The sequence below is a fragment of the Trueperaceae bacterium genome (assembly GCA_002707365.1).
Taxonomy (GTDB): domain Bacteria; phylum Deinococcota; class Deinococci; order Deinococcales; family Trueperaceae; genus UBA6957.
Window position 1 is genome coordinate 89,456 of record PAMQ01000003.1, and the last position, 25,147, is coordinate 114,602.

Annotated in this window: 16 protein-coding genes; 7 read left to right on the forward strand and 9 right to left on the reverse strand. The window is 45.7% G+C overall.

All coding sequences use genetic code 11. From position 1 onward, the window contains the following. Positions 1–19: 19 nt before the first annotated feature. On the reverse strand, positions 20–286 hold the full coding sequence (locus tag CMO31_00590) for an acylphosphatase (protein MAZ52497.1): 267 nt from the start codon (positions 284–286) through the stop codon (positions 20–22). Positions 287–382: 96 nt separating this feature from the next. Between CMO31_00590 and CMO31_00595 the strand changes: the two genes are divergently transcribed. Together CMO31_00595 and CMO31_00600 are read left to right on the forward strand one after the other, a co-directional pair. Then, positions 383–10,351 (forward strand): hypothetical protein, encoded by a 9,969-nt coding sequence (locus CMO31_00595; protein ID MAZ52498.1) that lies wholly within the window; start codon positions 383–385, stop codon positions 10,349–10,351. 60 nt (positions 10,352–10,411) lie between these two features. Beyond that, complete coding sequence (locus tag CMO31_00600; GenBank protein MAZ52499.1) at positions 10,412–11,197, forward strand: hypothetical protein; 786 nt, start codon at positions 10,412–10,414, stop codon at positions 11,195–11,197. A 69-nt stretch (positions 11,198–11,266) separates the two neighbouring features. Here the strand turns inward: CMO31_00600 and CMO31_00605 are convergent, their stop codons facing one another. Continuing rightward, complete coding sequence (locus tag CMO31_00605; GenBank protein MAZ52500.1) at positions 11,267–11,683, reverse strand: hypothetical protein; 417 nt, start codon at positions 11,681–11,683, stop codon at positions 11,267–11,269. A gap of 260 nt (positions 11,684–11,943) precedes the next feature. Between CMO31_00605 and CMO31_00610 the strand changes: the two genes are divergently transcribed. Together CMO31_00610 and CMO31_00615 are read left to right on the forward strand one after the other, a co-directional pair. Next, positions 11,944–12,756: a hypothetical protein gene (locus tag CMO31_00610; protein MAZ52501.1), complete on the forward strand. Its 813-nt coding sequence runs from the start codon at positions 11,944–11,946 to the stop codon at positions 12,754–12,756. Then, the gene (locus CMO31_00615) at positions 12,753–13,184 is read left to right on the forward strand and encodes a hypothetical protein (protein ID MAZ52502.1); all 432 of its coding nucleotides are present in this window, start codon (positions 12,753–12,755) and stop codon (positions 13,182–13,184) included. The genes CMO31_00610 and CMO31_00615 overlap by 4 nt, the downstream gene beginning before the upstream one ends. A 78-nt stretch (positions 13,185–13,262) precedes the next feature. Here the strand turns inward: CMO31_00615 and CMO31_00620 are convergent, their stop codons facing one another. Beyond that, positions 13,263–13,520, reverse strand: a complete 258-nt coding sequence (locus tag CMO31_00620; protein ID MAZ52503.1) for a hypothetical protein — start codon at positions 13,518–13,520, stop codon at positions 13,263–13,265. A gap of 329 nt (positions 13,521–13,849) precedes the next feature. Between CMO31_00620 and CMO31_00625 the strand changes: the two genes are divergently transcribed. The 3 genes from CMO31_00625 (at position 13,850) to CMO31_00635 (ending at position 16,832) form a co-directional block, all read left to right on the forward strand. Beyond that, positions 13,850–14,836: an ABC transporter substrate-binding protein gene (locus CMO31_00625; GenBank protein ID MAZ52504.1), complete on the forward strand. Its 987-nt coding sequence runs from the start codon at positions 13,850–13,852 to the stop codon at positions 14,834–14,836. A gap of 92 nt (positions 14,837–14,928) precedes the next feature. Then, a complete protein-coding gene (locus CMO31_00630; GenBank protein ID MAZ52505.1) occupies positions 14,929–15,786 on the forward strand; it encodes an ABC transporter permease in 858 nt (285 codons plus the stop codon). Continuing rightward, on the forward strand, positions 15,786–16,832 hold the full coding sequence (locus tag CMO31_00635) for a glycine/betaine ABC transporter (protein ID MAZ52506.1): 1,047 nt from the start codon (positions 15,786–15,788) through the stop codon (positions 16,830–16,832). Before CMO31_00630 ends, CMO31_00635 begins: the two co-directional genes overlap by 1 nt. A gap of 163 nt (positions 16,833–16,995) precedes the next feature. Here the strand turns inward: CMO31_00635 and glmS are convergent, their stop codons facing one another. The 6 genes from glmS to CMO31_00665 all read right to left on the reverse strand — a co-directional run bounded on the left by glmS (position 16,996) and on the right by CMO31_00665 (position 24,818). Then, entirely contained in the window at positions 16,996–18,822 is a 1,827-nt protein-coding gene (gene glmS, locus CMO31_00640; protein MAZ52507.1) for a glutamine--fructose-6-phosphate transaminase (isomerizing), read from the reverse strand. Positions 18,823–18,985: 163 nt separating this feature from the next. After that, a complete protein-coding gene (locus CMO31_00645; GenBank protein ID MAZ52508.1) occupies positions 18,986–19,234 on the reverse strand; it encodes a hypothetical protein in 249 nt (82 codons plus the stop codon). Between the two features lie 104 nt (positions 19,235–19,338). Then, positions 19,339–21,684: a phenylalanine--tRNA ligase subunit beta gene (locus CMO31_00650; protein MAZ52509.1), complete on the reverse strand. Its 2,346-nt coding sequence runs from the start codon at positions 21,682–21,684 to the stop codon at positions 19,339–19,341. Beyond that, positions 21,681–22,667 carry a phenylalanine--tRNA ligase subunit alpha gene (locus CMO31_00655; GenBank protein ID MAZ52510.1) on the reverse strand — a complete coding sequence of 329 codons (987 nt, stop codon included), beginning with the start codon at positions 22,665–22,667 and terminating at the stop codon, positions 21,681–21,683. The genes CMO31_00650 and CMO31_00655 overlap by 4 nt, the downstream gene beginning before the upstream one ends. Positions 22,668–23,089: 422 nt before the next feature. Then, on the reverse strand, positions 23,090–23,626 hold the full coding sequence (locus CMO31_00660) for a hypothetical protein (GenBank protein MAZ52511.1): 537 nt from the start codon (positions 23,624–23,626) through the stop codon (positions 23,090–23,092). A 46-nt stretch (positions 23,627–23,672) separates the two neighbouring features. Continuing rightward, positions 23,673–24,818 carry an aminotransferase class V gene (locus tag CMO31_00665; protein MAZ52512.1) on the reverse strand — a complete coding sequence of 382 codons (1,146 nt, stop codon included), beginning with the start codon at positions 24,816–24,818 and terminating at the stop codon, positions 23,673–23,675. Positions 24,819–25,147: the final 329 nt, after the last annotated feature.

A 25,147-nucleotide genomic window follows, 5' to 3' on the forward strand; every position in this document is an offset into this window, starting at 1 on the left:
GACCACCTTCAAATACAATTCAGTAAGTGTAAAACCCAGCAAGGTTGCCAACCTCTCCCCACGCTATTTCTATTTCAGTTACGGCTGCGTGTGCAGGACCATTTCGAAGCATCACAACTAAATGGTCAAGTTCGCTTTGCAAACCTTCAGCCACAACCTCAACTCGTCCGTCAATAAGATTTTCTGCGTATCCCGCCAAACCTAAGTCTAAAGCATGACGACGAACGAAACCACGAAACCCCACGCCCTGAACTCGGCCGTGTACAAGTACTGTTAGACGTACCAACTCGTTTCGAGCCTCCACGAGTTCAATGCTACCTCGTTTTCTCATCCAGGGAATGCTATCTTATTTTTGCTGGATGTTAAACCAGCTTTGAGTCCTATGGCTTCCCTAAGGATAAATACCCGCACTCGGCGCATTATCCTCGTTATTTTGCTATTTGCGCTTGTCTCGGTTCTTGTTGCTACACCAATCACCAACATTGGCCGAGACTGGGTCCTTTCAAAAATCTCGGTAGCTTTAACCCAATCAGGGCTTAACGTGCAATATCTGTCAGCTAGCGGAGTCCCTTGGACTGGTGTAACTTTAGACGCCGTCGATATTTCAGGTAATGGAATGGACATTCAAGCTGAGCAGTTAGCGTTCCGATATTCCTTGCCATCACTGATAACCGGTAGATTACCAATATCAATTTTTGGTGATGGTTTGGAAGGCCGGGTTAATCTTGCTCAACTCTTGGCATCCCAGAGCTCAAGCTCAGGGGGGCTGCGTGTTGCAATCAAGAACTTGGCCCTTTCTAGGATTGGCCTTGACATCACGGATGTACCGTTTGCTTTACCTGATCTGGACCTGGATAACGTCCATATTGAGGGGACTCAACAAGGTTTTATCTTTACCGGAACAATCTCGACTGATGGAGGAACTGTATCAGCGCGAGCTTCAATCCACCCCGACACTATGAACGTTGATGTAGAGGTAACCCAAGCTGACGTAAAGGTTGCTCGTCATTGGTGGCCTGGAGCAATTGGTGGGACCGTCTCGGGTAAAATCCGTTTCTCTCCAGACGGCATACGCGGAGATTTCGACGTTCGCGAAGCCGTTATAGAAGAACTTGGTCGTGAATTCAGCCGATTAACGGGGCCGGTGACACTCAATTATCCTCGTATTGAAGGTCGCCTCACCGGCCATACACTTGGTGGGGAAGCTACGGTAGTCGGATCGGTGGAGATTGAGGACCGCTCTTGGGAGGCTACTGCGACTGGTTCAACTAATTTACAGAAGTCAGTGGTATGGCTTGGCGAACTCCTAGGTACGCCCGATCTTCGGGATGTTCCCATTAAAGGCACGACAGATGTAACTATAAAAGGTTCTGGTTGGACGGCTTATGAGCTCAACGGCAACCTCACTGGCAATGGTCATTTAATCGGGAAGCCTTTAGAAAACCTAAATACCGATTTTTCTTACAGCTCAACTAGGGCCCCGCAGGTGACATTATCCGCGTTTTACGCAAACGGCTCAATCGCAGCTTCAGTAAACGATGATCCTGCAGGACTTATTCTTAGCGCACAAGGCGCTAATTTGGAACTCTTGCCGGAGTTAACGGCTGACGCAGAAATCTCTTTACGAAGTATTGGCGGCACCTTAAGTGGCGGAGGGTCTTCTTCGGTCAATTGGTCACTCGGGGGCAGGGACCTAAAAGCAGAGCTGTTAGCTGATTTCACCCCAGACGGTTGGCCTGTTTCTATCTCAGCAACCGACGACTTAGGAGCCTCAGCAAACGGAACAGTGTTATTCCAAGAGCAACACTTAACAGGACAGGTATATGTACAACAGCTGGAATTACCATATCTCAAACAAACTCTCGACTTAGGAATTGAGGCTGATGGTCCTTTAACTGCTCTGCCTATTTTCGCCACAATCAAATCGGGAATTGCGGTCAGCACCAAGCATAGCCAGTGGCAAGTCGACCCTGACCTAAATGGGACTATCACCACAGTTGCACGCGGGTGGCGTTTAACCGAAATTGTTGGGGACACACGATCGGCCGACTTTTTAGGTGAACTTGACATCTTTACTGGAGATGGCCAAGTAGATTTCAGCATCTCTCCTGTCCCAATAGCAGGTTCATTGAACGCACTCGCAGGACTTACCAATGGCCAATTACGTATCAACTCGGGAGATATAACGGTTGAAGGTAATCTTGACGTACACGAGCTAGGGATGCATGGCGTTTCGGCTGGACCCCTTAGCGTACGCACCTTTCTCGTCACTAATGATGGTTCTCCTAATCTTGAACTTACTGGAGGGCCTATCGATGTTGAGCTTGACAACACTTCTTTCGCCGCAGAATTCAAAAAGTTTGCCCTCTCTGGCGGAGGGCAAGACGCACTCATTTCCGGTGAAATTTCTGGGACTCTTGCAGATGTTGGGAACCTCACAGCTGATCTGACAGCTGATATTGGCGGTGCTTCAGTAGACCTGACTGGTAACGGACCAATGTTTAACCTATCTATTGCCCTGCCAGCCGGCTACCCCGTTACTAGTGCCACATTGTTGGTTCCGGCTCTATTCGAAGGCAGCGCTGATCTTATAGACGGCACTGTAGCAGTCCAAGGTGCCGTTGGCCCGTTTAATGTCCAAGCCGACGGATTCGTGGAAGATGGCCTTCTGTACGCCAACAGTGTTATCTCTGCTGCAGGGAGAAGCGTTACTGCCTCAATAGATTCCCTAGGCGCCTTAGCCATCAACGGTGACCTTGACCTCGCCTCAACTACACAAGTTTTAAGCCTACCTTTACCTATTGAACCCTCTGGCCATCTTTCAGCATCGCTTAGCGGTGATTTCATGTCGCCAGTTGGACTGGTGGAATTGTCTGCCGCGACAGGTCCCACGGTCACCCAAGCCGTCTTAAACGTTGACAAAAGTACCGTCGAGGCAGAAGGAACCATCAAAATTCTTGACGAGATCATAAACTTTCAAGGTAGTGTTTATCCCGCAGTAAATCTAATGGGATTAACTAATTACGGTCAGCTAAGTTTAGTGGGCTCCACTTTAAGTGGTAGTGGAGAAGTTCCGGAACTTCAGATTGGGGAAATTTCTCTTCCCTCCCAGCTTTGGCATTTATCGGGCGACTTGAACGCAGAGATAGCCGAAATGTCAATTGGTGAAACGCAAGGGAGCATTTCTTGGGGACCGAATGGCCTAAATCTCAATGCGAAGGTAATCCAGGGGGCAACCTGGGGCAATTCGATAGGTTCCCTAACCGGGACCTACTCTCTAGGGAGCTCCCAACCAAATGGTTATTTCGAAGGGGACTTATTGCTCGAAAGTTCCTCCTTCCAGCTTCAAGGTTCCCCAAGTGACGTTAAATTCACTGGAACAGCGATACTAGATGACTTTCTTGACACTCCCCTGCCTTTGCTCGGGAAAGCTGACATGGAAGGCTCTGCGGATTTAGTCAACCTATCGTTGGAAACCACCTTCGCGTGGGATTCATTGGAAAATTCTTTAGGCGGCAAATTCTCTGCCGTCTTTGGCGACCAAGGAATTCGCGTCACTTCGGGTTCCCTCAGTGGAGATGCTATAGAAATTGCGTACGATGGCCTCTCGATCAATCTAGCGACTTCTGGGTTTGATCCCAATGCTTTCATTGATCTTCCGGTTACCGTTTCGCAAATAACCGGCATCTTGGATTACGATCTGGAACAGCAACATTGGAATGGCAAGCTTCGGGCTGCAATGCAATCATTAGACGTGTTAGGCGCTTCTGGGGAGAGTGTTCTAACGCTCGAAGGTCGGAACAACGATCTTTTCCTTGACGGAATGGTGAGCGACGGACCCGTTCAAGCAGAAATCCAGGGCTTCCTATTACCCACCTTACAACTCGGCATAAGGGCGGATATCTATGCAGGCCTAGGTTCTCTGATAGCCAACATGACTGCCACTAACGAAGGGCTCGTTGCAGACGGTGTTTTAAGTTTCAGCGGCCTCACTTCACCCGGCGGTAAGTGGGCTATCGATCCCTTGGATATTCCTCTCGCTTTCGATTCTGAAACAAAAACAATCATTTCTCGTTCGCCACTAGGGGAAATAAATATCAACCTAGACTCTCTTACCGGTTCTTTGCAGTTAGGACTCCAGGCTTTCGGCGCAACTCACACCGCAAGACTTTTTTTCGAAGGAACGCCACTACTACCCCTCTTAGAGGGGAATATTGATGGAAGTCTTGTAAATGGATCGTTTCGTGCGAAAGGTGGAGAATTAGATTTTTCTGGCAACTTAGATCCCAAAGCAATAACTTCAATACCAAAACGAATCGGGCCAATAATGGTAACCGGTCGCGCTGGATTTAACGGAACTTGGACGGCCTACGCTTCAACTCGCTTGGAAAACTTGGGTCTTCCCTTAAACGTTTCCGTAAACGCGAAGGGATCGGGGCAAGAATACACTGGAACTGGCCAAATCTCCTCAGATGGACCTCTTTTGCCCTTTGAGCTATCAGGAAGCGGACTGAATGCTCGTATTGAATCCGACTTGAGTGCATTAAACACTGACTTACTCACCACACTACTCCCCTTCCCAGCCACACTAATTTCATCAGGGTCGGTTATCGTTAAAACAGGTATCGAACTATCAACTGCCATCTCCTATCAAGCGACAGGTAGCTTAGCTGGCACACCGATAGAGATAGACGTAACGGGAGATCATCTAGCGGGTAAATTGGTCGCAAATGCTACCGGGCATACTGTTACTGCCACGTGGGCCGAATCGACCCTTAACCTCGAAGCTTCTGGGCCATCTTTGTTTCTTGCCGGGCTAGCAGAAATCGATCACAAAAACCTGAAAACCAACATAGCGGGTTCGGTGCTTGAAGAGCCTTTCCAGGTAACTGCCGAAATCTCTCTTAATGAGTTGATTGGCAACTTAGAAGTTAATTACGGTAGCGCGAAAACAACAGGTCAATTTTCTCATTCGGACCGCACGTCAGTAATGGATTTGCACATTTTTGCGCCTAGTGACAGCCCATTACCCTTACCTATCGAGGCGCAAGCGAAACTAAATGCCGCATCGGGAGTAGTTCACCTCTCAAGCTTAGAAGCCACTAGCGATCAAACCTGGGCCCTCAAGGCGGAAGGTCCAATCTTTCCTGATTTTTTACTTACCGGGACTATCGATCATTACCAAACGGGTTTCAAAAATGTGGAATTTACAGGCCGCAAGGAGAACAACTCCTATGTTGTCGATCTAGTCCACCAGGCTATCTTCGGACGAATCACCGCTGACAATAAACTCAATATTCTCGAAGCTAGTCTAGAAGGAGAAACGTCCTTACCAGGGTTAGGTGGTTCTGCAAGAACAGATCTTTTTTGGTCTATAGAAAACGGCTTTTTGGGGGAAGCATCCGCGATCCTAGAGCCAGCCGATGGATGGAACATAACGGTTAATGCCAGTGGTCAGGGTGATTTATACGTGACCACCGCTGCACAAGAAAATGGCAAGTCGGTCTTAACTGCCAATACTCAGATTGGAAGTCTTATTTGGAGCGATCCACCGATAACAGGTAGTGCTGACATTGAACTTGAAATCGGGGCCATTATTGGTTTGCCGCCCCAAGCTGACTTAAGAGTCGTTGGGAATCCGTTAATAAGCGGTAGCCTTTACTCCCCTACGCTCGAAGGTCAATTGGGGTTATTAGGCATTTTAGATATGGATGGATTTGGGAGTTTCGACTTAACAGGGGGACGTATTGAGCTTAATAAAGAAGACTCCTCAATAACCGGTACGGTGGACTCTTCCGGCTGGAAAACCTGGTTGAGCCTCAAGGACATATCAATTCAACGTCTACTGCCGACTATTAATTCACCTTTCGTTGACCTGGAGGCTCAAACGTCTAATCCCTGGACGTCAACAGAAATCGCTATTTCACACTTCAGGGCCCACACGCCAAGTAGCAGCGTCGTAGGCAAGGGTTCCCTAAATGAATTCCTTAAGGGTGACTTTGAACTTGATTTAGCCCTGTCTGATTTGCCCATTACCGAGGCTGATTTGTCTGGGCACCTTCGTGGACCATTCTCGGTCAACGGACTCATCGCTAACGGTTACCAGAAGATGGATTTAACAGGCCTTGCCGCTGTAGAGAACGCATCATTTGGGGGTTTAGAAGCTTCTCTAACAGGAGATGTATATGTCTCCGGAACTATAGGTGAGCCTACCCTCCAAGGTACTTTAAATGGTAGCAACACGGTTTCCGGGTCGGTTTCTGGTTCAGCTTCCTTAGCTACGGGAAATTTCGAACTACACTCGACTTTAGCTGCATATGATATTGGGACAGATTTAACGATTTCCCGTTCGGACGGCGTGTTAAGAACCCAAGGCAGTTTGGACCATTCATCCGGTAGTTTTCGTACCAACCCAAAATCTCAAGAATCCAATCGCTTTCTCGGCAGCGGCTTGTTTGACGGTTGGCACCTAAAGGTCGATGAGCATCTTCCTGAAGCTCACCTCTACAGTAGATTAAGTTCCCTAAACAACGGTTTTGGTGGGGAAGCCAACATGAACTTGTCATTCCCCAACAGCCAAGGTACGTGGTTAGACGGACGAATCAATAATGCAACGGTTTTTGGATTAAAAATAGGTTCCGCCATTGTTAACGCCACACGTTCTCAGGGAACCATTACAGGTAGTCAATTCTCAGCAATTGCTGACTTAGCAACACTAAGCTGGACGCTAGAACAGATGGCAGCCCAACTGCCAAGGGGGCTAAATCTAGCCATGTCAGGTTCGGGAGATGCCTCTAGTGCCGCACTTTCCGCAATCCTCACTGGAACTATCGAAGAACAGACCCTGATGCCCATTGCCCTACAAATAACACCCGATTATTTAGGAGCCACAGGCCAGGGGACATTCTTGGGTGGGACCGCTACGGTTAACGTAAGAGCAACTCCAACCACAGGATGGTCCGGGGGAATTGATCTTTCAGCTTTAGATTTAGGTTCTGGATTAATAACGACTAGCACTACCGTTAAAGGCCTTTTAGAACATCCTGAAATTAATTCTGACCTAAGCATTTTTGTTGGTAATTACCTCTTGGAAGGAACAGCTCTTGCAGTCCTCAATAAAACCACTCTAGAACGACTTGAGTTTAACCAAGTCCTTAAAACACCTAGCACGAAACTATTGACCGTTCGCGGCGAACTAAATGATGGCCCTGGCTCGGTAACGATATCATCAAGCCAATCAGATGACTTCGTGCTCACCATTCCGGCTTTATCGCCTACAGCAACCATTAGTGCACGTGGTCGAACTGAAGTTACCGTTGGCCCAACAACTACAGTCTTATCATCTTCCCCTCAAGGACATGTCTTAATAGAAGTATCGTTACCCCCTCTAGAAGGCCTGGCAGTAGAAGCCACAATACCGCCTTCTAGCGTTAACGATTTATTAGCTTCTCTCCGCAAAGAAGGCTTGCTCTTCCAAGGAACAAACCGGTCTCAAGGCAAAGGCAGGGTGATGATTACGCCAATGCCCTCAATAACCATAGAGGACTTCGCCTATTACGGTACTGAAATCAATGGCACAATCCGAGGATCACTTGGCCTAGTGTCTAGAGCGGAATCGGGCTTACCCCAATTTGGGTTAGCTGGTGAGTTAAGTGGGGTTGTTGACCTTCCGCATGAAATCCCTTACATGCCCAATGTCCTATCAGGTCGGGTCGTCCCGTTCGTGACGAAAGTAGCGTTTACCGACCCAGTATCTGAAGTCGGGACACCTCCGGATTCCCTGACTGTGTATCACAATTCAGCAACTGGCGAAGGACACGTAATTGCAAATATTTCTTGGGATAATGGTTTATTAGATACGAAATTTACTTATGGCAAAGAAGTAATGGGTTCCCTACATGTTCAAGACCTTCCATGGCAGGGCACCGAGATTATCCCAAGTGTTAATCTCAACGCTAATGTCGATATAGCCAATGGTTCATTAGTTGGGTCTGCTACTGCTTTAAGTGACGTAGGTAATTTACATATTTCAGGGAATTGGGGTTTAGCTGGTCTGGTTCCCTCTGGTTTAATCAGTAATCCTAGTACCATTCGCGCTATCGATGCTAGGATTTCTAGCTTCACGCCTGCTCGTCTCCCAATAGCTAATAACGTGGTTCCTAATCTCAAGGGTGAAGTCAATGGCATAATTCGAGTGCGGGGTGATCGATACATCGGTCAACTCGTTTCACCTGAAATGTCCGTTCTTGAAACAGTTCTTCCGACCCAAATTGAGTTCGACGGCAACCTCAGTAAACTATCGGCCCGCGGATCAATCTCTGGTAGCTCCGTTTCACTCTCGGTAACACCAGAAGGATTAACTGCGGTATCTCGTCTTGAGCGTTTTCCTGGCGAGGTTATAGCTAAAGCGGTGATTGGAGATCCCGGCGTTACTTCGGAGGTCACTGGGTTGTTACGACTCACGTACCCTTTCAAATCTGGAATGCCGACTGAACTTAGGTTAGCTACCGAACATGTTCGCCTTGAACGAGCTGGTGTTATCACTGAAGGGAACGTCTCCCTCAGCTTAATCGACCAGATATTGACTGTTGATCAAGCCTCATTCCGCGGGGCAGGACGTTGGGAAGCAAGTGGTCAGTTAACTCCCGACATCCTCGATTTCGAACTTGTCGCTATTGAGGCTGATTTCACACCCATCTTAAGTCTTTTCCCCAGGCTAGCCGCATTCGGAATTGGGGCCAGCGGGAATCTTGAAATGAAAGCCGCTGGCACACTAAACAATCCGTCTATAGGTCTCACCAGCGACTCTTTGGGACTCACTTTAACTGGAGGCAATTACCTTTTAAGCGACGCAAATTTCATGCTTGATGGGGACGCGCTTCAACTTACGGGGGAACTCCGTGGTTTAGACCAACTTAAAGGCATCATGACTTTTATCGGGCGTGGAAAAGTGCGCCTTGACCCAGCCACAGTGGAAGATTTACTCGTCGATTTTTCTGGCTCAATGTCCATACCAATTGTTGGGTTTATAGAAGATCTTTCTGGCAAAATCACTACCGAAAATGGGGACGACCTCCGAATAAAGGCCACTGGCAATATGGGTAACCCAGTACAAATTGAAGGGGTAATATCGCCACTCAGCCTTACTGTTAAGGGCACCGACTTGTTACTTTCTGCGCCAGATATTCTTCTTGAATCAAGTCGAGCTAATATGAACATCAACCTTTCATTAGATAAGGTCCTACGTATAGGGGGGTTAGTCACCGCTGAAGAGTCCCACTTTACTCTAGGAATTAAACCCAATCGACGTGCAAATTCGACTCCTAATAAGGCACTTGAAAATATTGTTTTCGATGACTTGCGTATTCTATCGCCCCAACAGATTTATGTCAGTGAATCTTTCGGAAGCCTCGAATTAGGACTTGACCTGAGGCTTCTAGGTAACGCTGCAACACCAAGATTATCGGGGCAGGCAACGGCCCTGAGAGGAATTCTTCGCTTCTCTGGACGAAACTTCGATGTTGTTTCAGCTGAAGCTACGTTCGATCCTTCTCGCGGTGTCTACCCCGAAATTATGATTTCAGGCCGTACGACTTTTGAAAAATCTCGGGTGTTGCTAAGCTCCGAACCTGGCCTTGAGTTTATCGGACCGAACGGAACTAACAGTTTCAACGTTAATCTTATGCTTGAGGGCGAAATTATCCCTTCTGAGATAGCTAATGAACCTTTTACTCTTGATTTTGCGCCTACGTTAACTAGCAACGCCGTCATCCAAGAGCCGGCCACAGATGCTGCTGTTTCCCAGCCCAGGCCACTCACTGAAAACGAACTCTTCACCCTAGTAACCCTTGGAAGAATCGAAGTTCAACCTAACTTAGCCGGAGAAGGCGGCCTGGCTCCTACGGTAGTTACCACCGCTTTAGACACCGCGTTTAGTTTGCTGCTTCTCTCTGAGTTACAAGATTTTATTAGCGAAGCACTCGCATTGGATGTTGTTGAGATTCGTACTACTGCTTTCTCCTCTGTACTGGATTATCGCGATGAAGATCCTTTCGGAGTTTCGTTCCGGCTCGGTCGATACCTTCGGGATGATTTGTTCGCTAGTTACCAGATTGGTAGTTTTGATGATCCTGAACAGATTTACTTCTTTACTAATGAACTGCGTCTTAGTTACAACTTCGGTACCTTGGGCGTTGATCTTTCTGGTCGCGTTGATTTCGAGAGGGAACGGGGTCCCACGCCAGTCGCTGGGTTAAGCCTAGCTATTCATTACGCTCTCTCAGACCAAATGTCGCTAGATTACGGTTTCGACTTCAACTCATTGCAATTCGGTGTATCGTTCCGCTTTTAGCAAACCAACCTACCTCTTTTCGAAACTAAAAGTCAGGTAGCGATACGGTAGTATGCGGCAATGATTAGGGGACTGACTAACGAGCCAGTTGAAAACTCGTGGCAGGAAGCCTTGACGCGAGGTCGCCTCGCAAGGGCATATAAGTTATATGCCCTTCAAGATAACTCCGATACTGCAACATTAGAGGCTTTAAATGCACTCACTAAGATCGAGGTTCTCATTCGTAGTCGATCTTGGAACCAAGTCCACCGTAGGCTAAATCGCCTTGAATCGCCTCCCGAAATACTAGACTGGGAAAAAATTAAAGTACAACTCAATTTCCTTAAAGCCTCAGCTACGGCCCTCGATAGGAGGAACCCAGAGGAAGCTCTGAAGGAACTTACAAACGTGACCTTACCCTTCCTGCAGGCCGAAGTTAAGACCCAACGGGGCACGGCATTAATTTTTATGAAGAACTTTGCTGGGGCTGATAAAGAGTTCCGAGAAGCACTCGCCCTTGACCCTGAGAATTACCGGGCGCTAACTAACCTCGGTAACATGGCTTTAGAACAAAACCGTATTGATGAAGCAATTGAATCTTACGAAAAGGCCCTCAAATTAAATGGGGATTTTGGTAATGCTCATCACAACCTCGGAATTGCGTACCGGCGTAAAGGACAAGTCGGCAAAAGCGTCCATTCTTTGAAGAAAGCGCAACGTGCAGGCGGTCGGGTTGACCGGGAAGAAGCACGTGCGACTTTAAGTGAAAACAGTCGTGGTTCCACCATGAAATTCCTTCGTTGGTTAGGCTACGCCATAATACTAGTCGTAGTTTTTGTTTTTCTTCGCAACCGCGGTTTTATCTAAATCGTTTCGTTGATTTTAGCTCCACTAACCTCGGCCTTTTGCTACCACCCTTTAAGGTGTACCACCAGTTTATTCCCCCTGCCGATGGCTGTCATTAGTTATTGACATCGTTGCATCTTGAGTACTGGCACGAGGCTCCAGCCCAAATCGATTCTCTCCCTCTTCCCCTTTGACGCACCACCAATACAGTAGTGGGATATACCCAATAATTGTAAATGAGATCAGGTACCACCAACCTGACCGATTAGTATCGTGGAGTCTCCTAACCGCAACAGCAAGACCCGGTAAAAAAGTTAATAATCCAAAAGCATTACCCAAAGAAACAGGATCCCCTTGCTCAACACCTACTACCCCATCAATTACCCCTAATATTAGGCCACCAAGCACGACAAATAAAACGAATAACCAAAATTCTGACCGGGAAGCCCTTCCCCCGAAATTAACGTACTTGTTGAAACAAATTCTTACTGCACCAAAAAAATCCATTTAGATTCCAACCCCTAACCTGAAGACAAACTAACGAAAAGAGTCTTAAGGAGATCGCTTAGTAACTAACGACATAATGCAAGCTAAGCCCAAGCATCCTTTCATCAAATCGTACGAAAATCCCCTCATATAAACTGTAAGTTTAATAACGCTCACCACAACCTTCAAAACCGATAACAGGTTCTGCGGATTGGGCTTCATTATATTAAATACACGGTTTTCCCACTTATATAACCCTGAATATATGTATTATTTGCAACATGATTGATTTGAAGCGTAATTCCAAAAGACAATTAGTACCTGCTACGGGTAAACGAACACGCTTATCATCAATCTATACGCCTAACCAGAGAGAAGATTTCAAAATCAGTAGGAGCAAATTTTCAGACTTCCTCACTTGCCCTCGTTGCTTTTATGCGGACAGGGTAATTGGACTCGATGCACCTGGAACACCAGGGTGGACACTTAATGAAACTACCGATCTGCTTCTCAAGAAAGAATTCGATGCATGTCGCGAAACACAAAAACCCCACCGTTTATTTATGGAAAATGGTTTAGAGCATCTCGTCCCACTGCAACACCCGGAAATGGATAATTGGCGCAACTCACTCCATCACGGCTTAAAAGCAAGATTTGGTGATACTAATATCATTCTGTTCGGCGGCGTAGACGATATTTGGCAAAACACCACCAATGGGAAACTTGTGGTTGCCGACTACAAATCACAGGCAAACACCAGACCTCTCGAACCATGGTCTTATCTCTCTGACGCCTACAAACAAGGCTATAAAATGCAAATGGATTTCTACGCCTACCTTCTACAACTCATGGGTTTCGACGTTGAAAAAACAGCATATTTTCTTGTTTGTAATGCCGATAGGACAGCAGCGGCCTTTAACGGTGAAATGAAGTTCCAGGAAGTTCTAATACCGTATAAATGGAACTCAGATTGGATTGAAGGCAAGGTTTGGGAAATGATTGCTTTGCTGAATAATGCCAATATCCCACCAGCAAACCCTAGTTGCAAGAACTGCGCTTATGCAAGACAACGAGCTAGCCTAGAGGGAGAATGAACGACTTTAAGACTGGCTTACCCGAGAGTCTAGTAAAAGCCTACCGATCAACAAATTATGAAGTGCATACCGACCCTGCGTTTATTATAAAAATTGGCGAATTCAGCTCGGGTCTGAGAAATTTATTTCGCAAACTAAATCTCTCAACTGGATATTTTATTACAGCGTGTAATCCGCAGGGCATAGAACTATCTAACGCGAAAAATAGAAGTCTGCACAACGCTTTGCGTAACGATTTGCAAAGTTCAGGTCATCAGATAGTGAATGGATTCGGTTCAGATCCTTCCGGTACATGGGATGGCGAACCGAGTTTCTTGGTCTTAGGAATTTCATTGGGTCAAGCGAAATCCCTAGCGGTGAAATTTAAACAGAATGCGATTGTAGGGTGTGATGAAACGTGTATCCCTGATCTAATATTACTCCGATAAATGGTGTTGAACTCAACTACTCCACAGTTACGGAGTGGTTCGGGGTAGTGATTATAGTTGAACCCCCCTAATTTTTCATTAATTCATTTTTTCTAAAGAATAAACTTCATCAACGCAATTGAATTTCTTATCCCATGCTTGCATTTCTTCAGACGTCATTAATTCCTGAAATTCTTCCATGTCAGTAATGTGCATCATCAAAGCAATCTTTCCTTCTCTTATGACACCTATATCGTAATCAGTGAAAAACCCTGCTGCCTTTTCTTTCGTGGCATTAAACATCTCCATATAGTCATCAGTGGTTCCGTCAAAAGTTGATACGACGCATATATTCATAATTTTCTCCTAATTATTAAAATGCAGTAGAGTTGTTTTTCAACTAGAAGTTAACTCTACTACCAAAATTATCCAAAAGTATAGTAATTGAATCAAAAATGGGACAAGTGTTTCTATATCTCTCTACGTAATGCTCGCTAACAAATTTGTCGCCGCAAGGTACGAGATAGAGTCTCAAAAATCACTATGTTTTTCTTGATTATCCCGCAGCCTTCCTAATTATTTCATCATAAGAGTTTCTATTTTTGTTTTATTTTCCGGCATGGTAACTTAGTTAATAACATTTTGAACTACCAAAGGAGTCTCGAGTGAATAGATTAATTACTAGTATGTTCTTAGCTATGGCCACAATTTTCCTGGCCAGTGCTGCCTTCGCAGATGGGCACGATACTTGCGGTGATATCACGATAGCCGAGATGGATTGGGCTTCAGCAGAGCTTATAGCCAACATTGACAAAATTATTTTAGAAGAAGGTTACGGTTGCTCAGTTGAGCTAATTCCAGGTGCTACCATGACTACCTTTGCTTCGATGGATACAAAAGGTGAGCCTGATGTTGCGCCTGAACTTTGGGCGAACGCAGTGCAAACTCCTCTTGCGAAAGCAGAAGATGAGGGCCGCCTATTCATGTTGAATGGGGCGCCGATTACTGGAGCTGGTGAAGGATGGATGATCACTTCAAAAACTGCAGAGGCAAATGGGTTAAAAACATTGGATGATGTTTTAGCAAGACCTGACCTTTTTCCGCACCCTGAAGATCCTTCAAAAGGCGGAATTGTAACTTGCCCGTCAGGATGGGGATGCCAAATTGCAACGAATCAGCTATTCAAAGCGTTTGACATGGAAGCTAAGGGTTGGATGTTAATTGATTCAGGCTCCTCTGCTGGATTAAATGGCTCAATAGAAAAGGCAGTTACCAGAGATGAATCATGGTTTGGTTATTATTGGGGCCCTACGGTTTTAGCTTCCTCAGCAGGACTAACACTCTTAGATATGGGTGCCTTCTCTGGCAATGATAACTGGGACAACTGTGTTATGGATCCCGAGTGCCAAGACCCAGAACCAACAGGCTGGGTTGTATCTGAAGTAACTTCAGTGGTTGCAGCAAATTTCATTGAAAACGGCCCAAAAGCTGGGAAAGCTTACATAGAAAATAGAAGCTTTCCGGCGGCCGTTATGAGCGAGATGCTAATGTATATGAATTCTAACCAAGCAAGCGGCGAAGATGCAGCTTATGAATTTTTGGCAAAACACCCAGATCTTTGGACAACATGGGTGACTCCAGAAGCTGCTTCTTTAATTAAAGAAGCACTTTAAGATTTATTAAGGAATTAAGGATGGGCCGTCATATTACGGCCCATCCTTAATTTTAGGAGGAAATTTTGAGCCTATTTACAGAATTTCCCAAAATGGGCAGGACCGACTTAAGAGATTTTAAAAAAGGAATTGATGAAAGTTTTCGGGATTTTACATTTAATTACGGCGAAGCTATTGAAACTTTTTTTGATCCCTTATTATTTTTTCTTGTTTGGTTAGAAAAATTATTCCTGAATACGCCCTGGCCAATAATTATCGTAATAATCGCGGTGCTTGTATATTTTGGATCTAGAAGTATAAAACTCACGATTGGGGCTGTTTTAGCTTTTTTGGTTATTGGCTATTTAGACATGTGGGACGATACAATGGCAACGCTAGCCATCATTTCTGTCGCTACTATTGTTTGCATAAGTGTGGGGATACCAATTGGTATCTTAATGGCTCGGTCTGAGAGAACCCAAACGCTTATAACCCCTATTCTTGACGTAATGCAAACTATTCCAAGCTTTGTATATTTAATCCCAGTAGTAATGCTTCTAGGGATCGGGAAAGTACCAGGACTTTTAGCAGTATGTATTTATGCTATACCACCAATTGTTCGCCTAACAAATTTAGGAATAAGACTTGTTGACAAAGATGTCATGGAAGCATCAGAGGCATTTGGGGCGAGTTATAGACAAAAATTATTAGGAGTACAGATACCCTTAGCCCTGCCGAATATTTTTGCTGGCGTTAATCAAACTATCATGATGGCTTTGTCAATGGTTGTAATAGCTTCCATGATTGGCGTAAAAGGATTAGGCGTCCCGGTTCTAAGGGCGATATCAAATCAATATTTGGCCTTAGGAGTAATGAATGGGTTGGCTATTGTTGTCTTAGCTATTTTATTTGATAGAGTTTCTCAAAAAATTGGTAAACGTTTACAGGCTCACACAGAAAGCACAAAATGATGTCTGATGTAAAAGTTGCTATAAAAAATCTGTACAAGATCTTCGGTAACAATCCATCAACTATGATTGATAAAGTTAAGGATGGTATCTCAAAATCTGATCTATTGGAAAACCATGTACATGTTCTTGGGCTTGATGACGTCAACCTTGAGGTAAAAGAGAGCCAGCTTCAAGTTGTTATGGGGCTTTCCGGTTCTGGAAAATCCACATTAATTCGCCATATTAATCGACTTATTGAACCAACCTTAGGAGAGATTCTCGTAGATGGCGATGATATTTTATCAATGTCAGTTTCTGAATTACGTGAATTTAGAAGAAGAAAAGCAAGTATGGTGTTCCAAACATTTGGATTATTGCCACACCGTAAGGTGATAGAAAATATTAGTTATGGCCTTACTATTCAGGGCGTAACTAAACAAGAAGCTTTTGAAAGATCAGCTCAATGGATAGAAAGCGTTGGTCTGAATGGTTTCGAAAATCATTATCCTGCACAATTATCCGGTGGCATGCAACAAAGGGTTGGATTAGCGCGTGCACTTGCAACTGATGCAGACATTCTGTTGATGGATGAAGCTTTTTCGGCATTAGATCCACTCATTCGATCGGATATGCAAGACGTTTTATTAGCACTTCAACATAAGCTTCACAAAACTATTATCTTCATTACACATGACCTCGATGAGGCCTTAAAGCTCGGAGATAATATTGCTATTTTGAGAGATGGTGCGGTTATACAATCTGGCTCGGCAGAGGATATTATCTTAAAACCGGCAGACGATTATGTAACAGATTTCATAAAAGATATTAATAAAGCACGAGTACTAAAAGTAAGCGCTGTAATGGCTAACACAGATACCATCATGGGTCCAGAAATACAGGAAACCACAATAATAGAAGATGCCCTGCAAACTGTCTCTAAATCTGGTTCAAACGGCGCAATCGTAATGAAAAACGGAGAAAAAGTGGGAACAGTCTCGTTAACTGATATGATACTGGCAATCGCACGCTCTAGCAAAAATACCGATAGTGATACCGTTTATAGGTAGTTTTTGTTTTATTCAAAACTAAAACAATTCGTTTTTTATAATCAGACTATTCTTTCTAGGCTGTACATCTGTCCGCTAGTTCAACCATAGCAAACCGATGAATTTCAATTGTCACTGAAGACCAGAAATCTTGGGAGAATTCGCCAGAAAAGACTTTTATTATCTATTCTACAGTTACACTTTTGGCCAGATTACGAGGTTGGTCTACATCAAAACCAAGCCTGTCAGCAGTTTCGTAGGCAAGGAGTTGTAACGACACCACATTAATTAGTGGTGAAACTAGTTCATGCGTTTCAGGAACAGGAATCACCATATCAGCATGCTTAGGTACTAACTCATCACCAGGATTAGCTAACACAATAAGTTTCCCATCACGAGCTTTAATCTCTTGTAAATTTGAAATTGTTTTAACGTAAAGATCACTCTTAGTAGCCACAGCAACAACTGGCATGTTCTCATCAATAAGCGCAATCGGCCCGTGCTTCATCTCCCCAGTCGCGTAAGCCTCAGCATGAATGTAACTAATCTCCTTAAGCTTTAAAGCTCCCTCTAGAGCGGTGGGGAAATTAATCCCACGTCCTAAGAAAAGATAGTCACTGCAGCCCTTAAAGGTTTCAGCGACCTCAGCAATAGCACTTCGGTAAGCTANAGCCTGCTCAATNAGAGAGGGCACNTCTCGCAAGCTAGCTATAATTTCCCGAGCATCCTCTTNGGGTAACGTTTTCCGAGTTTGACCTAGCCACAAGGCGAGCAGTTCGAAGGCAACTACCATCCCAATGTAAGCTTTTGTACTAGCTACACCAATTTCCGGACCAGCATGCAGGTACAAGACNTNATCAACTTCTCGACTAATAGAAGATCCCTTAACNTTTAAGATTGCTAAACTCTGGGCGCCCCTCCGANGGGCCTCACGGAGAGCCTCGAGCGTGTCAATCGTTTCTCCTGATTGCGATACCACTATGCACAATGTTCGGGAATCAACAATCGGATCGCGATATCGGAATTCACTCGCGACCTCAACCTCAACTGGGATCCTAGCTAACTTCTCAATTAAGTATTCACCTACCAGACCAGCGTAGNAAGCTGTACCAGCNGCNGTAANNACAATCCGGTCAANACTTGCTGGATCCAAATCAATGCCGAGTTCAACTGAGTCATCAGCCCCCAGCCGACCACCCAGCGTGTTCTGCACGACGGCAGGCTGCTCAAAAATTTCTTTCAACATGTAGTGCGGGTAACCATCTTTTTCGGCCTGCTCTACATCCCAATCAATCTGAGTTACTTCTCGTTCGAGTAAGGTGCCACTAAAATCAGTAACAACTACGCCATCATGACTTATGACTGCCATATCACCATCATGCAGAAACATCACATTCTGGGTGTGAGAAAGCAGCGCAGGAACATCACTAGCAACAAAATTCTCTGACTCACCAAGACCAATAACCATCGGGCTAGTTGCTCTAGCCACTACGATCTCATTATGATCTGAATGAGAAACAACCAGACCGTAAGCACCACTTATTTCAACTAAGGCCTTACGAACGGCAGAGGCTAAATCACCACTATAGTGATTTTCAATCAGGTGAACAATTACTTCGGTATCCGTTTCGGACATGAATTCATGCCCGCCTTGAGTAAGTTGTTCCTTGAGTTCACCGTAGTTCTCAATGATGCCGTTATGAACTACAGCTATTTTGTTGTCCTCTGACAAATGCGGATGAGCATTAGTATCAGTAGGTTTCCCATGAGTTGCCCAGCGCGTATGACCTATACCAACGGTGCCTTTAAGAGCCGAAAATTCGAGGATGCTTTTTAGCTCAGTTAGTTTCCCCGCAGATTTCACACAAGTAATAGTTGAAGACGAAGTGTCGGGACCTTGTACAACGGCAACTCCAGCTGAGTCATAACCCCGGTATTCAAGGCGTTCTAGGCCATCCAGCACTACCTCTGCTGCTTGCCTGTACCCGACGTACCCAACAATGCCGCACATGATAGTTTTTGTGTACCTCCAGAAACCTGCCGAAATATTCGTCGAGTCGAGAAGTAATCCTATCTGACTTGAAACTCTAGAACTACTACGTAAAACCNACTCCANCAGTTGACGGAAGCGNNGTTATTTTCGCTCCCNCATTTTTGCCNTTTGTTTTATTTAGTTAATCCGAATTGGCCCGGAACATTTGCGAGTGAGGGGCCTTGCTTCTCAGGAGGGGCCCGCAGACTTTCGTGCAAAATGGCACCGTTCGCGCTTTCAGCATCTTTTGCCTATCCCCTGGCCAGTAATGCCAGGAGCCCTCCACCTCGTCACCAGTTTTAACTTGGGCTTGCGCTTCCTCGCGTCCCTTTATTCTACTTTGGGCATCNCCCTTTCCCAAGAGCTTAGGGATCTGATCCCGTTGCTCCATAATACTCTTCTAATGATAGACCCATCATCTTCCCTTGAACTGCGAAAAACACCCGGNTTAAGGNATGGGCGCNCTATATTTNTNTTCTNNGCCAATTAGGGTTTTCATTCTCGTAATTCGTAACCCGCGCCTTTAATAGTATCCATAACGTTATCCATGTACTCATCAACCTCTCTATCATTTAGAGACCGATCAGCGTGCTGGAAGCGGAATCTCAACGCAAGGCTCTTAAACCCATCCGGAACTTGCTTACCCTGGTACAAATCGAAGGGCTCAAGAGTCTCTAGAAGCTCTCCCGCAGGACCACTAACTAATGCCGCAATGGTCGAGTACGGAACGTCAATAGGAACAATTACAGCCAGATCCCGCTCGGCATGTGGTTGACGACCAAAATCCTCATACACAAGGCGCTTAGCCTCGAGAGGAAGTGTCAACTCAGCAACGAAAACCTCTTCAAGCCCATACGCTTTGCTTACTTCCGGATGAATTTGACCAACTGTCCCAACCTCACGACCATTCCACATCACAGTCGCTGCCACACCAGGATGAAGATGATCGACCGTGGTGCTTATTAATTCCAGGTCAGAATTTCTCACTGAAGCCAGTCGTTCCAGCACCCCTTTAATAACAAAAAAATCTAGCTTCCTAGACTCGCTAGCCTTCCAGCTGGTNTCCTGCCAAATTCCCGACATAAGAAAAGCAAGATGCTCTTCTTCCTTTTCCCTAAAAACCCTCCCAATCTCGAACAAGGCGAGGGATTGAACGCTACGGTTCGCTTCGGCAGAAGCTAGCAAAGCTGGATAGAGAGCAGTTCGAAGCAAACTCCTCTCAACACCCTGTGGGTTAAGCAAGTTAACACTTGCTTCAGGAGCACGAGATCGAGAAACCTCATCTGGACCAGTGAAGGAGTAACTTAGAGTCTCTTGGAATCCACTGTGCGCGAAAGACAAACGAAGGGCTCTATGGGTGAGATCAGCAGATTCAGGCACAAAGCGCATGGAAGGGATGCTTTCACCAAGCTTATCGTAACCATACAATCTAGCTACTTCCTCAATGACATCCTCTTCTATNGAGATGTCNAACCGCCANCTTGGTGGNGTTACNGTCCAAAGGTCATCTTGGTTTTCCTGAATCACACAACCGAGTTTCTCCAAGTATTCTCTCTGAATATTTCGGGGCACATTAAAATCCATAAGAAAATGAACTCGTGATGGCCTGAATTCGACGCCAGTTGGGACAAAATCAGTACCAACCTGGGTTAAACCAGGATGTATCCTCGCCCCAGAAAGCTGAGCTATTAATTGGGCTGCCCGGGCGTTAGCAACAGGTGGAATGTTCGGGTCAACCCCTCTTTCGAAACGATAATGAGCATCCGTTACTAACCCATGCCTCCTGGCAGTTTTACGTACCGTCACAGGATCGAAATGAGCAACTTCAAGAGCGACGGACGTTGTTGTAGCATGAACACTATCGTTCAGACCACCAATAACGCCAGCCAAACCAATTACCCTCGTGTTATCACCGTTGGGAGTCGTAATGACTAGGTCGTTTTCTGTAAGAACTATTTCGCTCTCATTTAGGGCAGTAAACCGTTCACCCTCAGAGGCTTTCCTAACAATTATGGTGTCATCACCAAGAAGATTACGGTCGTACGCATGTGATGGTTGACCTAACTCGAACGTAACGAAATTAGTTACATCGACAACGTTATTACGAGGGCGCAAGCCTAGAGCCGTTAAACGACGTTGAAGCCATAAAGGACTAGGCCGTACCTCAACACCATCAATTTGTTGAAGTGTAAATCTGGGACAAGCCGTTACATCCTCGACTTGTAAGGACAATTCATCAGCTACCCCCACATCGGAGATTTCTATTCCCGATGCAGGATGTTTAAGCTCCAAATTCAGTTTTGCGGAGAGGTCCCTTGCAACCCCTAAAGCACTAAACGCGTCAGCCCGATTTGGTGTCAATTCAAACTCAATAAGGCTCTCCGAAGGCCATGATTTCGAAAGGTCGGCACCAACCGGAAGGTCCTCCCAAAATTCAATAAGGCCTCCAGAGTAATCGTAAAGACCTAATTCTTTCGGACTACATAAGACTCCTTCGCTTAGTTTGCCCCCTACTTCACGTGAGATCACCTTTAAATTCCCATTCGACAAGACCGCCCCAGGAAGAGCGAGGGCAGTTCGGAGTCCAGGACGAGCATTGGGAGCTCCACAAACAACCGAGAGGCCTCCCCTACCATCGTCGACAGTCGCTACCACCAAATGATCGCTCCCCGGTATGGGTTGAGTTTTTAGAATGTCAGCTACTATTACGTTTTTTGGGGCTCCTGGCAAAGTGGAGACGTTATCCACCTCGAGTCCGATCCCTATTAACGTTTCGACCAATACATCAACTTCGGGTAAGTCATTGACTAACTCATTTAGCCATTCAAGCGGGAGCTTCATACTATCCCTCGGAACTGATTAAGAACACGAATATCACTGCTATAGAATTGCCTGATATCAGGAATTCCGAATGGTATGAGAGCTAGTCTTTCTATCCCAAATCCGAAAGCGAAGCCAGTAACTCCTTCATAGCCTGCTGCTTCAAAAACCTTTGGGTGCACCATTCCACAACCCCCAAGTTCAAGCCATTGTTCCTCTCCAGTTCGNGGATTAGTCCACCAAATAGCAAATTCGGCGCCGGGTTCCACAAAAGGGAAGTAAGCTGGTTGCAGTCTCGTTTTAACCTCTTTGCCAAACAAAGCCGTAGCCATTTCTGCGATGGCTCCTTTGAGGTCAGCCATAGTTATTCTTTCGTCCACTACTAAGGCCTCTAGTTGATTGAAAGTAGCTTCGTGAGTAACATCGACAGCCTCATTCCGAAATGTCCTTCCTGGGACGACAACCCGAAACGGTGGTTGGTGAGACTCCATATACCGGATTTGCATTGGGCTCGTATGGGTTCTCATTACCCGACCATCAGTGGTGAAAAAAGTATCTTGCGTATCGCGAGCTGGATGATCTTTAGGGAAATTTAGCGCTTCGAAATTATAGTAATCTGTTTCGAGTTCTGGCCCGACAGCAACTTCATAGCCAAGAGAAACAAAAACGTCGAGCAGCTTATTAGTAATTAGCGTTAGGAGATGTAGGTTCCCTTGTTTACCTGCCGTCCCGGGCAAGGTAACGTCTACACCCTCAGCATGGAGTTGTTTCTGTAACTCTTCGCGACCCAAAACGTCGTGCCGCTCTTTGAGAGCATTATCAATGCTGGACTTTATACGGTTTATTCGTTGGCCAGCTTCCCGGCGCTCTTCAGGCTTCAGAGCCCCCAGGCTCTTTAGTTGCTGAGTGATCAACCCTTTTTTTCCCAAATACTGTACGCGCAACTCCTGAAGTTCGTTGAGATCAGAAGTGCACTCAATTTCCTTAAGGGCTTGTTCCAACATAGCCTTGACGCCTCCAAAAAAAATTCTGCCCATTACAGGCAGTAAAATATGGACGCAGAATCGCTACTGCGTCTAACGAAAAAACGGCGAAGCTGACGAGCTCCCCATGAATAAGAAGTCTATCGGCAAGCAGTCCATACGTCAACAGTCCCTAGATTACTGGCTCAATAAACTTATAGTTAGGAAAAACAACACATAAGCAAGAATTACTTATCTACCTTTGGGTTTCAGCAAATGATAACGGTTTTGAATAAGCCGTAGTTTTTCGCCCCCATTGAAGCTTAGAACTTCTCCTAAGCATTGACTTCGCGGTAGAAACCGCCCCGAATTAATTATCCTTTGGAACCACTATGCTGGAAACTCTACGCCAACCGGGCGATATTTACGACACCCCATCACCTGGCCAATATTTAACCAAATTTTTAAGTTTCACTAAGATCGAAAACATCGCAGAACCAGGTCCCTCTGAGTTGGAACACATCGCTCTCTAGCCCGGTGCTCTGAGAAGATTTTGATCCCCACTCTTCAGCCGCATGTTCTTCGGAAAATGGCCCAACAAGGCCTTCAATCCCTTGCCATTCTGCAGGGTCTATTGCCCGTTGTAATTCGCGCCGTTCTCCGCGAACATCTTGAATTATTCGGAAGAAAAGATCTCCATGCTGTCCAGCGATAGAAGCCAACACACTGTCAAGCTTAGCAACATCTACTAATGGAAAACTGAAAAGTCTAACTACCTTGGGATACTTACCTGGGATTTGGAATATTTCTGTTTCGGGAAACGCTTTATGTAATTCCTCAGCGATTTGTTCAAGGTATTCGACATTCACAACCGCTAACGGAACAGAATTAATAATCCTATATTTTTGAGGGTCAGTGCTTCTCAACTCTTCAAGATCAATTCCCTCGCCTCGAGCTCGTTTTAACACCTCTTCAGACGGAGAGTGATCAGCTATTCCCATAAAAACGCCCTATAAATAATCATTACCTCAACCCAATATTTAGTGCCTAACACTCACGCGCTGCCTGATCAAAAGTTTCGACCAAATGAACCGCGCCAAGAATCTCTCCTAAGGCAATCATAAGGTGACGATAGTGATGCAGGTGTGCAGCTTCCCCCATCAAACCCAAACGCCAGATTTTCCCAGTAGTCTCGCCTAAGCCGCCAGTAACAGAGATTCGGTAATCAGATCTAAGGGTATTTCTTACAAAGAGGTCATCTATGCCTTCGGGTAAGGTTACGGCAAGTACAGTGGGTAGTCGAAATTCGTTTGGCACGAACGCCTTGAAACCTATCGTTTCCAAAGAGATGATACAGGCATTGGCTACAGTCCTAACCCTCGCGGCTCTATTATGTACACCTTCCTCTAAGGCTGCCTTCACAGCCTCGCCAGTTGCCCAGTGCAGTTGAACCGGTACAGTGTGGTGGTAACTCCTTCCCTCCGAGGGACGCCAATAATTCATCATGCTATCCACATCCCCGTACCAAGTGCTGACTGGCTTCACTCGTTCTCTAATTGTAGTCAAAGCCCTTGGGCTGAGTGCTACGGGAGCAAGACCAGGGGGAGCAGATAAGCACTTTTGAGAACCGGTATAGGCATAATCTATCCCACAACATCCCATATCGAAGGGAAGCATTCCGACTGTCGTTACCGCATCAACCGTAAACATCGCTCCAAATTCCGCAGCTATAGCTCCGAGTTCTTCAATTGGATTAATAACGCCGGTACTGGTTTCTCCATGCACCACTGCTAAAACCTTCGGCTGTATCCGCGCTANAGATTCCCGGACGATTCCTGGGGCTATGGGAGAACCAGCGGGAAAACGTACTGGACTTACTGCCGCGCCTAGTCTACTAGCCATATCGATCATCCGTTCACCAAAGACGCCGTTAGAAGCAATAACCACCTTTTCCCCGGGTTCCAGGAGGTTGGCAAATCCGACTTCCATACCAAACGATCCTGAACCAGATAACACACAGGCGAAACCATCATCAGGACTTCCATAAAGGACTTCCAGGTCCCGAGCTAGACCATCGTTAAACGAAACCATATCGGGATCCATATGACTCCGCATGGGCCACGCAAGAGCCTTAAGCGCCCGGGGATGAATCGGGGTTGGTCCAGGTGTATACAGGCGAACTTCATATTGCATTCTCTTCCGTCCTCTGTCAGCTGCAAACTAAACTACAAATGCGCTTTTTACAGTCTTAGTAAGCCGAAAGCTACGAAATTTAAACCCATCGGGCGGCCCAAAATAATATAGTTATAAGTCATCCGATAAACGGGAGTTTACCTACTCATCAAACGATAAGTAAAGCCCTCGGTTTCACATTAGCAAACTACCCATCAAAAATTCCTCGATTCACTGGAGGCTGCAACCACGATCATGCTATTTCCACCTTAAGTTGTACCCTCCAGTGTAACCGAGTATAATACGGTCACGTGGCGCATTAGCCCCGACTGCCTCAAGTTTTTGGGTGG

Excerpts from the sequence above, each read along its gene's own strand:
- CMO31_00660 (MAZ52511.1), bottom strand. The coding sequence starts at position 23,626 with ATGGGAATAGCTGATCACTCTCCGTCTGAAGAGGTGTTAAAACGAGCT.
- CMO31_00620 (MAZ52503.1), bottom strand. The coding sequence starts at position 13,520 with ATGAATATATGCGTCGTATCAACTTTTGACGGAACCACTGATGACTAT.
- CMO31_00595 (MAZ52498.1), top strand. The coding sequence starts at position 383 with ATGGCTTCCCTAAGGATAAATACCCGCACTCGGCGCATTATCCTCGTT.
- CMO31_00635 (MAZ52506.1), top strand. The coding sequence starts at position 15,786 with ATGTCTGATGTAAAAGTTGCTATAAAAAATCTGTACAAGATCTTCGGT.
- CMO31_00625 (MAZ52504.1), top strand. The coding sequence starts at position 13,850 with ATGTTCTTAGCTATGGCCACAATTTTCCTGGCCAGTGCTGCCTTCGCA.
- CMO31_00630 (MAZ52505.1), top strand. The coding sequence starts at position 14,929 with ATGGGCAGGACCGACTTAAGAGATTTTAAAAAAGGAATTGATGAAAGT.
- CMO31_00605 (MAZ52500.1), bottom strand. The coding sequence starts at position 11,683 with ATGGATTTTTTTGGTGCAGTAAGAATTTGTTTCAACAAGTACGTTAAT.
- CMO31_00610 (MAZ52501.1), top strand. The coding sequence starts at position 11,944 with ATGATTGATTTGAAGCGTAATTCCAAAAGACAATTAGTACCTGCTACG.
- CMO31_00600 (MAZ52499.1), top strand. The coding sequence starts at position 10,412 with ATGATTAGGGGACTGACTAACGAGCCAGTTGAAAACTCGTGGCAGGAA.
- CMO31_00615 (MAZ52502.1), top strand. The coding sequence starts at position 12,753 with ATGAACGACTTTAAGACTGGCTTACCCGAGAGTCTAGTAAAAGCCTAC.